This window comes from Rhizobium sp. PP-CC-3G-465 (assembly GCF_004343445.1).
Classification (GTDB): Bacteria; Pseudomonadota; Alphaproteobacteria; order Rhizobiales; family Rhizobiaceae; genus Ferranicluibacter; species Ferranicluibacter rubi.
Genome location: NZ_SLYH01000001.1, coordinates 2,258,820 through 2,270,102, shown reverse-complemented (window position 1 = coordinate 2,270,102; position 11,283 = coordinate 2,258,820). Strand labels below are relative to the sequence as shown.

The window sequence follows — 11,283 nt, the reverse complement described above, 5'->3', positions numbered from 1 at the left end:
ATCGATGACCGGAAAATGCGCAGAAGCAGCAGCCGTTGCGACAGGGGAGAAAGCGAGGCGCGGACGCGTTTCCCTTTTCCAAGCGCGTTGCGGCATGCGAAGATGCAGGATCGAACAAATATCCGGAACCTCATGAGCCAGCCGACCGAAACCATCACGCGCCGAAAACTGTCCGACGAGGTTTTTTCCCGCCTGCAGGCGATGATCACGTCCGGCGAGCTGAATCCCGGCGACGAAATGCCCTCGGAGCGGGAGCTGATGGAGCGTTTCGGCGTCGGGCGGCCGGCGATCCGCGAGGCGATGCAGGCACTGGCCAATATGGGCCTCGTCGTAATCTCGCATGGGGAACGCGCCCGGGTGCTGGAGCTTACGGCCCGGTCGATCCTGCGTCAGGTGGATACGACGGCTCAGATGATGCTCGCGAAATCCTCCGACACGCTGGAGCACCTGAAAAGCGCTCGCATCTTCTTCGAGCGGGGCATGGCAAGGGACGCTGCCGTCAAGGCGACCGAAGCCGATATTACAGACCTCGCGGCGATCCTCGTTCGGCAGGAGGCGGCACTGGACGATGCCGCCGCCTTCATCGCGGCCGACATGGAGTTTCACAGCCGCATCGCCCGCATCTCCGGCAATCCCATCTATATCGCCGTCAGCGAAGCTATGCTCGCCTGGTTGCGCGGCTACCACACGCACATGCTGATCTGGACCGGCAAGGAGACCGTGACGCTCTCCGAGCACCAATCCATCATCGACTGCATTGTCGCCCGCGACGCCGATGCCACGGAGCAGGCCATGCTGCGCCACCTCGAACGCTCCCGCGCGCTCTACACGTCGAAGGACGCATAAACCCCGACGCATCTTAATGTTCGCCTGACCTTTCGGAAATGGGACTGAAAACGATTCCGGTTTGGCGGAATATGCAGTAGAACCCGACACCCTCGAACAATTTCTTGCCGTTCCGTTTCGAAGCCGAGGGGCCGGGAACCGCAGCATCATGACGACGGGTACAGGGAGTGGCGGACATGGACTCAGGCGAAATCGCACGCATCTCCGCATGGCTGACGACGCAGGGTCTCAAGGGCTCCGACGAGATGGAGATCATGCGTGGCTTCTGCGAGCATCTGCGCGAAGCCGGGCTGCCGCTCGACAGAGGGCTCGCGCTCATCGACACCCTCCACCCGGTCTATGAAGGGCGCGCCTTCCAGTGGGACAGCCGCGAGCCGGGCAAGGGCATGTTCGAATACGGCCCGACGAACGAGGGCGTCTCCGAGGAAAACTGGAAGCGTTCGCCGTTCTACCACCTGCGCGAAACCAACGGCAACGAGTTGCGCCGCCGGATCGGCTTCGGCGATCCCACCGATTTCTATGCGCTGGACACGCTGCTGGCGGACGGTCATCGCGACTATATCGCCATGATCCACCGCTTCTCGCCGGACGCCCATATCGGCGATATGGACTGTTTCTACTCGCACTGGACGACGGCCGACGAGGGTGGTTTTTCGGATCAGGGGGTCGATGCGCTGCGCTCGCTGGTGCCCGTCCTCGCCCTTGCCATCAAGGCAGGATCGCTCAGCCGCGTCACGCGGACGATTGCCGAAGTCTATCTCGGCGAAGACGCCGCAAGCCACGTGCTGGAAGGCCGCATCACCCGGGGCAAGGCCGAGCGGATTTCGGCAGTGCTCTGGTTTTCCGACCTGCAGAACTACACCCGCATCACCGAAAGCCTCGCCCCGGACGAAATCATTCCGTTCCTCAACGATTACGCCGATGCGGTCATCACCTCCATCCATGAGGCCGGGGGCAATGTGCTGAAACTGATCGGCGACGGCACGCTGGCGATCTTCAAGGCGGAGGAGCGGGAAGATGCCTGTCGTCGGGCGCTGGACGCCGAACGGCGCCTGCGCGGCAAGCTTGCCGATCTCAACGCACGCCGCGCCATGGAAGGCCGCCCGACCACCGAAGTCTATCTCGGGCTGCATATCGGGGACGTTTTCTATGGCAATATCGGCAGCGCCGATCGCCTCGATTTCACGGTCATCGGACCCGCCGTCAACGAGGTCAGCCGCATCGCCTCGCTTTGCCGTTTCGTCGATCGCACGGTCGTCATGTCCTCGCCCTTCGTGGCGGCGGCACCGCCTCCCGGCGACAGGGAGGTGGTCTCCATCGGCCGCTATGCCTTGCGCGGCGTGAAGCTGGCACAGGAACTTTTCACCCTCATGCCGGTGCCGGAAACGGACGTGTGAACGACAGACAGAAGGCAAGCGGGAAAGGTGCCTGCATCCGCAGCCAGCCTTCCGATTTCTGCCTTATGACTTACGTATGATCCGCCGCGCCCTCGGGGCTCGGAACAGGGAAGGTCGATAGATGAAGATGAACAGGCTCGCCGAGCAGGTCCGCAAGACAGGCTCCGTGCCGCTCTCCTGGGCGGGATCGACGATGGCCATGGATTACCTGAATATCGGCGATGCCCTGAGCCCGGTCATGGTGGCGCTCCTCAGCGGAAAGCCGGTTCATCGGGTTCCCTCCCGCTCCAAGACGATGCGCATGGCCTGCGTCGGCACCATCGCGCATGGCGTTTCCGGCGGTGAGGTCTGGTTCTGGGGTACGGGGTCCTCGCGCTGGACCAATCCATCGGCGGCAAAGGAGGAGTTGATCCCGTTCGCGCCTTCCGAAGACTCAACGTTTCACGTCACGGCAACGCGGGGGCCCCTGTCGGAGGCGCTGATCACCGGCTCGGCGGAAGGCACGGTCGGCATCTATGGCGATCCCGTCTGGCTGCTGCCGCGGTTCTATGCGCCACCGGTTGAGAAGACCTGGAAGCTCGGCGTCATCGTCCACCTGTCGGAACTGGCCGATCGCGATCCGGAAGCACACCTGAAGGAAACGCTGCTGCGTTACAAAATACCGGAGGCCTTCGCTCCGCATGTCCGCCTGATCAACACGGTCACGCCCATCGGTATGGACGCCATGAAAACCCGGATCGACGAGATCCTCGCCTGCGAACGGATCGTTTCCACCAGCCTGCACGGCATGGTGTTTGCCGAAAGCTACAATATTCCCTGTCTGCATTTCGCTACGCATGGTCCGGTGAACGGGCTGCACATGCGAAAGCTCGACGAGACCTGCGACCTCGATCCCCGGGTTATCGATCTCTATCGCGGTCTCGGCCTCACCGAACTGCCCGTCTATGCCTTGCCCCGCACGGAACTGACCGATTGGGACGATCTCATCTCCGCCATCGACCGCGCCTGGACGCCGAAGGCGTTCGATGCGGAAGCGTTGATCGCCGCCTTTCCGCTCGATTTCGCACCGCTGGAAGCCCGTCCGGGCGAAACCATCTGGGAGCACCCGGTGCTTCAGGGGCTGGTGCTGCAGCATGACGTGAAGGAGCTCAACCTTGCCGACAGGCTGCGCAACAAGGCCTGAGCGCGCAAGCGCTCGGCACCGCGACGTCTGCGTCAGCGCCCTTTGCTGGTCTCGATCAGTGTCAGAACGAGGGCGGACAGGAGTGCGAGCGGCGGGGTCGGTGCCGTCTGGGGCTTCGAGCTCTGCGCCGGCGACAGCCCGACCTTGCCCACCGGCTGATCGCTGGCATTGATGCCGCTATTGCCGAGCGTCCACCAGCCATCCCGCAGGATGCGCTCCAGAATGAACGTGGCCACATCGAGCGAGCGAGACGGAGAACCCGGCGGCAGGATGTCGGCGGCCGTCGGATTGCGCTCGTTCATCACGGAATAATAGATTTGCTTCAGATCGTCATCGATATCGTCGGAGCCTTCGGTCGCCGTATTGACCTTCTGGCGCAGCCGCCGCAGATCGGCCACCGTCACGGGTTCCCCGCCTGCGACCTTCAGCACTTCGTTCGCGAAGGCTTCGGGATCGGCATTGGCCGAGGAGAGAAGGTCGCCAAGCGGAGAGCCGGGGGTTGCCTGCCGGTTGCGGATGACCTTGGCCGCACCACGGATACCCTCGCGGAAAGCCTCGCGACGAACGGTCTCCTCGGCGGTGTGCGCTGCATCCAGCGCTGCCGCCATGTCAAGGAGAACGGCCGAGATCTCCGGGCTGGCACCCGAAATTGCCGTCTCGCGCGCACGCGCCACGAGACCGTCCAGCCGAGCCTTTTCGTCACTCATCGCTGCTCTTCCGTATCGACTGCATCAAGGTGTCACTTCAATGTGGTGTAGAGCGAATCGAGCCGCTCTGCATAGCGCTCCGGCGAAAACAATTTCGCCCGCTCGAGGCCCTCGGCCTCGTAATACCGCATCAGGGCATCGTCATGGGCGACATCGCGAATGGCCTGCGCGATTGCATTGACGTCATAGGGATCGACCACGATGGCGCTGTCGCCGGCAATTTCCGGATTGGCACCTTCGCTGCCGGTGATGACGGCCGTTCCCAGCTGCATGGCTTCGAGGATCGGCAGGCCGAATCCTTCGTAGAGCGACGGAAAGACGACGGAGCGGGCGCAGCGGATCAGGGACATCAGCAGGCTTAGCGGTAGATATTCGAGGCGTACGATCGAGGAGGAGCGCGTCACGTGACCGATCGTCGGGTCATAGACGTCCGTCTTCTTGCCGCCGCCGGGAACGCCGAGAAGCCGGAGGTCGTTGGCGTTCTTCCACACCAGCTGGCCGACGATCACGAGGGGATAGCTGACCTGGCTCGCCAGATAGGCCTCGATGATCCGGCCGATGTTCTTCTTCGGCTCGATCGCGCCGAAGAACAGGAAGAATTTCTTGTGCTCCAGTCCGAAGATCGACGCGACCTCGTTGCGCACCTCGTCCTCGTCGCGGTTGAGGATATGGCTCGGCAGGTTGACCGCCTGGTAGGTGTTGGTCACCCGGCTTTCGTCCACGCCGAGGAGTTCGACGATATCGCGCTTCGAGACCTCCGAGACCGTGACGATGTGATCGGCCTTGTCGGCGATCTTGCGGACGGTCTTCAGGAACTCGCGTTTGTTGTCGAGCGTGGCATAGGGCAGGCGCAGCGGCACGAGGTCATGGATCGTGTAGATGTTCGCCGCATTTTTCAGCTTGATCGGCAGCGGATACGTCCAGTGGGCGATGTCGGCGGACTGGTCGTAGCTCGTCTGCATGAACTGGCCGTAGGTGCGGAAGTGCCAGCGCGAAATCGTATAGAGATTGCGAGAGTTGAAGATGCGCTCGTGCTTGGGCAATCCGCCCGGCACATGCCGCGCGATGACCTTGCCGGTGATCGGCACCTGGCGCGCCGTGGTGCCGAGCGGCGACGTCGCCAGCCGCTTGATGACCTCGGTCGGTTTCAGCGCCCGCGTCGACGGGTCGAAGAACCCGACTTCCGAAAGCAGGGCATTTTTGCCGACCGAAGCGCGAACGCCATAGAGAAGGTCGATGGGGTAGCCGAGTTCGGACAGGTGGCCGCTGAGATTGCGGGCATAGGTGGCGATGCCCGTCCCCTTTTCCAGGGCCAGATTGTAACCGTCGATCATCACGCGGGGCTTGGTCATCGAATGCTTATCGTCCTGTCTTCGTCCCCTCGAATGCGGTGCGGGCGGCGAGCCCACATCTCGAGGGGGAGATGTGTCTGTAAGGATGGGAAGACCACGTCCTGAAGCGAAACTGCGTTGGTTATCTAGGCGATTGACCTTCCGGAAGCAACCGGAAGGGTGCATCGCTCTGTCGGTCCGGCCTTTCGTCGAAAGGATAAAGGAGACGTCCGATGGTGCGGAAGGTGCGTTCGGGCCGCTCGCGAAAGAAGTCGATCGGGTAGTGCAGGTAGTAATCGGCATCTTCGGCCGTTGCGACCTGTCTGACGGCAGCGGCGACGATCGGCGTCAGTGCGTGGCGCCAACCCAGAACCCCGTAGGGGCCAGAGGCGCGCCACGAAGGCGGCTTTCGATAGGCGAAGGCCGGCGCGACAGGGCGGCGGAGATCGCCGATGACGGCCTCGAACGTCGAGTTCTCACCCGTCTCCGGCTGGAAATAGCGAGGATACAGCAGATATGTCGCGGCGAACACCTGCTCGATGGTCAGGCGCCGCTGCCGGCGCGCCGTTGTCTGCCGATCCTCCGTCAGACCCCATCCGGCATAGAAGGGCAGGCCGAGAACGGTGACGGGCAGCCCTCGCAGCAGCGCCTCGAACCCGGCAAGGGACGTGATGGCGTAGACATGGTCGATCGTCTCGAAGGCACGGGACAGGGGGATGCGGTCTGTGAGGACCGTGCAGATGCGCGCGAGTTCGAAGAGGTCTGCGTACGAGCTTCGAACACCGCTGAGCACGTCTGGGTGCGGCTTGTAGATGACCTCGGCATCAGGGTTTTCGGCAACGGCCTCCCGCACCATGTCCTCGTTGGTCACGGGCCGCGGGCAGCCATAACGGATCGATGCATCGCCATCCACTTGGCCCAGCGCCAGCACCCGTCGCTTGCGCTTGGGTCCGTATGGCAAGGCGACCTCACGCAAGGGCGCGTTGTACTTGCTGATTCCCGTCGACAGAAGCAGCGCCATTCCTTGACGCGCCCGCTCCATCAACAGGGGATCTCCCTCGAAATCGTGATGTTGCAGGATGTCTTCGAGATCGGAGGCCGTCCGGCTGTCGAAATAGGCCGTCTGCCTGTCCACGATCAGCGATAGCGGCGGCGTGCGACCGGCATGCGGAACGGCCGAACGGATGAAACCATCCTCCACGACATGGACCGGGATCGCGTTGCGACGTGCGAATGCCCGGACCGTTTCCGGCAGGTTCAGGCTCCAGACGAAAATCTCGGGCGAGGCTGCGAGATCGATCCGGTCAAGCCACTCTGTGCGAAGCCGGGTCTCGCTGAGGAAGAAGGGAACGAAAACGAAGGTCCGCTCCGGAAAATAGCGGCGCAGTACCTCTCTCTTCCAGGCCTGCATATGAAAGGCATAGGTGAGGACCGGCAGTCTGTCGGTTTGTGGATCTACGGCGGGTCTCATCCCGGATTGATCACGGACGTGTCGTCGCTGCTCTCATCGATGCCTTCGATATCGCCGGCGCCGAACTTCAGGCGATCCTCGCCGATGGCGGCCACGGCATCGTCGGTGCTGTCCATCGGCGTGATTTTCATGCGGTCTATGGTGAAGAATGCGTTGCAATAGCGGCGCAACAGGACAGGTGACGATGTGAAGATCAGGAAGCCCGATGTCTGCATCCGCTCCTCGACCAGTTCCACGCACCGCTCGCGAAACGCGCCGCGGCCACCCAGAAGCGTCTCGTCGACGATATAGGTCTCGAACGGAATCGCATAGCACGAGGTGAACAGCAGGCGCGTGCGTTCGTCGCGGTTGAGCAGTTTCATCGGCTTGTCGATCGCCTTGCCCACCTCGGCAAAGTCGATCACAAAACGGATGATCGGCAAGGGGTCGAAACCGAAGACGCGGCAGAGAAAGGCCAGGTTTTCCCGTCCCGTCAGGGCATTGTTGAAGACACCGCCACCGGCGACCGGAAAGGAAACGAGCGATTCCCGGCGCACGCTGCCGAGGTCCGGACGAAGCTTGCCCGTGGTCAGCTGCACGGTGCTCGTCTTCCCGCCGCCGGGCGGCGACAGGATTCCGGTGATCTTGTCGCCGGGGAACAGAGCGCTGGCATCGTCCAGCACCTTCGTCTTCTCGTTTTTCTGACGAAGCGTCTTGTGCACATTGGTAAAGGTAACGCTCACGCCTGGCCTTCCGTCTCGTTTGTTGTGCCTTCCCCGCTTCGGGCAAGGATCTCGCGCATCCATCCCAAACCGTCGATCGGGTTGAGAAAGACAGTATCCGAAGGCGCAATCTCGTGAAACACGGGAATGTCCGACACGATGGCAGGAACGCCCAGCGCTCCCGCTTCCAGAAGAGGAATGCCAAGCCCTTCCGCAAAGGAGGGAAAGAGCAGGGCTCTCGCGCCCTTGAGCAGCAACTGAACCTCGTGATCGCCGAGACCGCCGAACTCCAGCACATGTTCCCGGATGACCGGCGACCGTTCCAGCATGTCGATGACGTTCTCGTTCTCCCATCCGCGCTTGCCGATGATGCAAAGGCGCGGGATCTGTTGTCGATCCGCCATCATGCGCCAGATCTCCAGCAGCAGAAGATGGTTTTTTCTGGGTTCGATGGTGCCGAGCGTCACGAAATAGGGGTTGGGATCCTCGATGACGGCGCGAACGGCGGGGGCGACCGGCGCTGAAGCCACGGCACCGAATGTCAGGGTGGGAATGATCACCTCCGTGCCCGACAGCCTCATGCTCTGCGCTGCGGCATAGGCCTGCATGCGCAACGCCGTATCCTTCGAGTTTGCGACGACCTGGACCGGTGCATCGAAAAGTTCATCGAGATAGGCGGTGAACTGCTTGTAGGTCTGCGGCCGCTGATACTCCGGAAAATCGATCGGAATGAGATCGTGGATATAGACGACCCGCTTCATCTCGGCCTTCGGATCGAGCCGTTTCATGCCACCCTTCACCTTGCCGAGGCCGGAATGGGAGGCAACGACATAGGTGGTCTGCCGGTTGATGATCGAGCGGGGCAAGCGATGTGACATGCGATCGACGAAGGGCATGACCGAGAGGCGCCAATCGGCGGTCGTCTCCAGGCGTTCGCCGGAACTCCCGTTCCAGGCGGCATCGAGATGGCTGAGGACGGCGCGGCCGAGGGAATGATCGAGCCGGCAGATGCCGTGGATGCCTGCATGTAGAAAATGGCAGTTGGTGCCGAAGCGCGCGACGAGGTCGAGGCCGATGGCGAGGTCGATGCGATCGACGCCGGTGCCGAACGGCTTGTGGCGGCTGCGCACCAGTCGCGAAAGATCGAAGAGCACGCTCGGCGTCTCGATCGTCAGCGGCGTCATGGAAAGGCGATACATGAAAACTCGTCAGACGTTGCGGCTGCGCGCCTGCAGGTCGCGCAAAGCCGGTAGGAAAAGCGCGGGATCGCCCCGCAAGGATAGGCTTACTCGCGCCACTTTCGCACACTATTCGCCTATGGTATACGCTCGGCCAAAGGGCCAAGGCGATACCGGGCGGCCGGTAAGCCCATTTCAGTAATGCCGCGATGGTGGAATTTGTCTCAAAAACTCATTGATATTGTTAAATCGGAGGGCACCATTCCGCTCTCCTGGGTAACCACGACGGGTAAGGAATCCTATCTCAACCTTGGTGACGCCCTGTCCGCCGTTATCGTTTCGATGATGTCGGGCCTGCCGGTGCATCACATGGCTGCCAAGTCCCAGGCCACGCGGCTGGCGGCGGTCGGCACGATCGGTCACATGTTTGCGGGCGGCGACGTTTCTTTCTGGGGAACAGGCACCTCGCCCAACCTCAATCCGCATCAGGGCGACAAGCCGAAGATCGCTTATCAGACGCCGGCAGACACCCGGATCACGACCTATGCGACGCGCGGTCCGTTCAGTCGCCGCCTGCTGGCGCCCGATGCACAAGGGGCCGGCGTGTTCGGCGATCCGCTCTGGCTGCTGCCGCGGTTTCACACCGCACCGGTCGAAAAGACCTGCGAACTCGGCGTTATCCTGCATCTGTCCGAGCTGGAAGATCGCGCTTACGAAGCGCATCCCAAGCCGGAATCGCTGCGCCATCATGTCTCGGACGCCGACCGGTCGAGCGTCCGCCTGATCAATACGGTGACCCCGATTTCCGTTGGCGCGCTGCGGCAGCGGCTCGACGAAATTCTTTCGTGCAAGCGCATCGTCTCCACCAGCCTTCACGGCATGGTCTTTGCCGAATCCTACGGCATCCCCTGTCTTTACTTTTCCCCCCGCGCTGCACAGGCAGGTCCGGGAAAGATCGACCTGATGGAGGAGGAGGGGCTCGACCTTCGCTTCGTCGATCTTTACCAGGGCATCGGTCAGGAAAGCCTCGATGTCTGGTACCAGCCCCGCCGCACGGCGACGGACTGGGGCGCGCTGATCCGGGCGATCGACGACATCTGGTACCAGAAGACGTTTACCGGAGAAGAACTGATCGATGCCTTCCCCTTGCCGGGGACGATGCTCGACAAGGGTCCGACCGGCAGCGCCTTCGATCACCCTCTCATTGCTTCGCTTCCCATGGAGCGTCATCGGCCGCCAACCGAAGGCGTGCCGCCATCGCGCGGCTGGCTTTCGAAACTGGCGGCGCACGCCCGTGGCCTGAGCGGAGTTTGACGTGCCTCTAAAAGCAGCCAAAAGACTTTTCCGTCGTTCCGTCTCTCCCGACAGATCGGCAGCCTCCGGTGCCTTGGTGACAAGTGACCGGGGTGCGGCCGAAGCTGTGCGTCTCTCCTGGGTCTGGACGACCGACCGCCATCCCGACGCCAATCTCGGCGACGCCCTGAGCGCGGTGGTCGTTTCCGTGATGTCCGGCCTGCGGATCGAGCCGGCCGCGTTTGATCAACCGAGAGAGAGACTAGCGGCGGTCGGCACCATCGGGCATGCCCAGCAGGGTGCGTGTGTGCATCTGTGGGGCACGGGGTTCGACCTCAATCGCGGACCATCCGGCGCGCTCTCGCCTTACGCTGTGCCCCCTGAAACGGAACTCGTCGTGCACGCGGTTCGTGGACGGCAAACGGCCACCGGTCTGCGGGCTCTGGGTCTGGATGTACCCGATGTCTTCGGCGATCCCGTCTGGTTCCTGCCGCGTATTTTTCCCTTTCCCGACCTTGAGAAGCGCTTTGAGCTGGGCGTGATCGTCCATATTTCCGAGCTTGATGAGGCGACGGCGGCGGCAACCGTCAAGGCGCAGCTGACCCGATATGCCATTCCCCCGGAACTGGCGGACGACATTACGATCATCAACACGTACACGGATGCGACCATGGAGGGTTTCGAGCGAAAGGTGCGCGAGATCGCCGCCTGCCGCCGGATTCTCTCCACCAGTCTTCACGGTTTGGTCATAGCTGAAACTTACAACATCCCCTGCGCCTGGTTTTCGACCGGTCGCGGCGAGGCTGCGGCCTTACCTTTCGATGGCCCGCAGCCGATCGATCATCGTATGATCGACTTTTATGGCGGTGCCGATCGCGAGACCGTGCTGAGCTATCTTCAGCCATTGATGGAACCAACCGATTGGGCCGATGCCATCGGCTTCATCGATCGAAACTGGAAGGGACTGACCTATACCGGAGAAGCGCTGTTCAAGGCATTTCCGCTTCGCAAGGCCGTAAAATTCAAGGATTCCGTGTGGACCTGTCCGCCTGAGATCCTGGAGTCCAACCGATACTGACCTCAGGCACTGTGCCCTTTTTGCAGAGGCCTGTTTGTTTTTGTCTGGTGCGACCTTGAAGTCATTGTTTACCAGTTGGTGTTGAGATAACCAAAACG

Annotated in this window: 10 protein-coding genes; 5 read left to right on the top strand and 5 right to left on the bottom strand. The window is 62.0% G+C overall.

Going from position 1 to position 11,283, the window contains the following annotated elements; translation table 11 throughout:
• The first annotated feature begins 132 nt into the window (after nucleotides 1-132).
• From C8J33_RS10725 to C8J33_RS10715, 3 genes are all read left to right on the top strand, one after another.
• Entirely contained in the window at nucleotides 133-846 is a 714-nt protein-coding gene (locus C8J33_RS10725) for a transcriptional regulator NanR (protein ID WP_110800299.1), read from the top strand.
• Between the two features lie 176 nt (nucleotides 847-1,022).
• Nucleotides 1,023-2,243: an adenylate/guanylate cyclase domain-containing protein gene (locus C8J33_RS10720; RefSeq protein ID WP_132664127.1), complete on the top strand. Its 1,221-nt coding sequence runs from the start codon at nucleotides 1,023-1,025 to the stop codon at nucleotides 2,241-2,243.
• Between the two features lie 121 nt (nucleotides 2,244-2,364).
• Nucleotides 2,365-3,426, top strand: a complete 1,062-nt coding sequence (locus tag C8J33_RS10715; protein WP_245507106.1) for a polysaccharide pyruvyl transferase family protein — start codon at nucleotides 2,365-2,367, stop codon at nucleotides 3,424-3,426.
• 32 nt (nucleotides 3,427-3,458) lie between these two features.
• On the opposite strand, the gene C8J33_RS10710 is transcribed toward C8J33_RS10715, so the two are convergent.
• The 5 genes from C8J33_RS10710 to C8J33_RS10690 all read right to left on the bottom strand — a co-directional run bounded on the left by C8J33_RS10710 (nucleotide 3,459) and on the right by C8J33_RS10690 (nucleotide 8,835).
• Complete coding sequence (locus C8J33_RS10710; protein ID WP_132664125.1) at nucleotides 3,459-4,133, bottom strand: hypothetical protein; 675 nt, start codon at nucleotides 4,131-4,133, stop codon at nucleotides 3,459-3,461.
• Nucleotides 4,134-4,165: 32 nt separating this feature from the next.
• Complete coding sequence (locus C8J33_RS10705; RefSeq protein ID WP_245507105.1) at nucleotides 4,166-5,485, bottom strand: glycosyltransferase family 4 protein; 1,320 nt, start codon at nucleotides 5,483-5,485, stop codon at nucleotides 4,166-4,168.
• 121 nt (nucleotides 5,486-5,606) lie between these two features.
• Nucleotides 5,607-6,935 carry a capsular polysaccharide biosynthesis protein gene (locus C8J33_RS10700; RefSeq protein ID WP_132664123.1) on the bottom strand — a complete coding sequence of 443 codons (1,329 nt, stop codon included), beginning with the start codon at nucleotides 6,933-6,935 and terminating at the stop codon, nucleotides 5,607-5,609.
• On the bottom strand, nucleotides 6,932-7,657 hold the full coding sequence (locus C8J33_RS10695) for a hypothetical protein (RefSeq protein ID WP_110800295.1): 726 nt from the start codon (nucleotides 7,655-7,657) through the stop codon (nucleotides 6,932-6,934). The genes C8J33_RS10700 and C8J33_RS10695 overlap by 4 nt, the downstream gene beginning before the upstream one ends.
• Complete coding sequence (locus tag C8J33_RS10690) at nucleotides 7,654-8,835, bottom strand: glycosyltransferase family 4 protein (RefSeq protein ID WP_132664121.1); 1,182 nt, start codon at nucleotides 8,833-8,835, stop codon at nucleotides 7,654-7,656. Before C8J33_RS10690 ends, C8J33_RS10695 begins: the two co-directional genes overlap by 4 nt.
• A 198-nt stretch (nucleotides 8,836-9,033) precedes the next feature.
• Between C8J33_RS10690 and C8J33_RS10685 the strand changes: the two genes are divergently transcribed.
• Together C8J33_RS10685 and C8J33_RS10680 are read left to right on the top strand one after the other, a co-directional pair.
• Nucleotides 9,034-10,128: a polysaccharide pyruvyl transferase family protein gene (locus C8J33_RS10685; RefSeq protein WP_245507104.1), complete on the top strand. Its 1,095-nt coding sequence runs from the start codon at nucleotides 9,034-9,036 to the stop codon at nucleotides 10,126-10,128.
• A gap of 76 nt (nucleotides 10,129-10,204) precedes the next feature.
• Nucleotides 10,205-11,185 carry a polysaccharide pyruvyl transferase family protein gene (locus C8J33_RS10680; RefSeq protein WP_245420036.1) on the top strand — a complete coding sequence of 327 codons (981 nt, stop codon included), beginning with the start codon at nucleotides 10,205-10,207 and terminating at the stop codon, nucleotides 11,183-11,185.
• Nucleotides 11,186-11,283 lie beyond the last annotated feature (98 nt).

Coding starts and splice junctions, on each gene's coding strand:
- C8J33_RS10725 (WP_110800299.1), top strand. CDS start 133: ATGAGCCAGCCGACCGAAACCATCACGCGCCGAAAACTGTCCGACGAG.
- C8J33_RS10720 (WP_132664127.1), top strand. CDS start 1,023: ATGGACTCAGGCGAAATCGCACGCATCTCCGCATGGCTGACGACGCAG.
- C8J33_RS10715 (WP_245507106.1), top strand. CDS start 2,365: ATGAAGATGAACAGGCTCGCCGAGCAGGTCCGCAAGACAGGCTCCGTG.
- C8J33_RS10710 (WP_132664125.1), bottom strand. CDS start 4,133: ATGAGTGACGAAAAGGCTCGGCTGGACGGTCTCGTGGCGCGTGCGCGC.
- C8J33_RS10705 (WP_245507105.1), bottom strand. CDS start 5,485: ATGACCAAGCCCCGCGTGATGATCGACGGTTACAATCTGGCCCTGGAA.
- C8J33_RS10700 (WP_132664123.1), bottom strand. CDS start 6,935: ATGAGACCCGCCGTAGATCCACAAACCGACAGACTGCCGGTCCTCACC.
- C8J33_RS10690 (WP_132664121.1), bottom strand. CDS start 8,835: ATGTATCGCCTTTCCATGACGCCGCTGACGATCGAGACGCCGAGCGTG.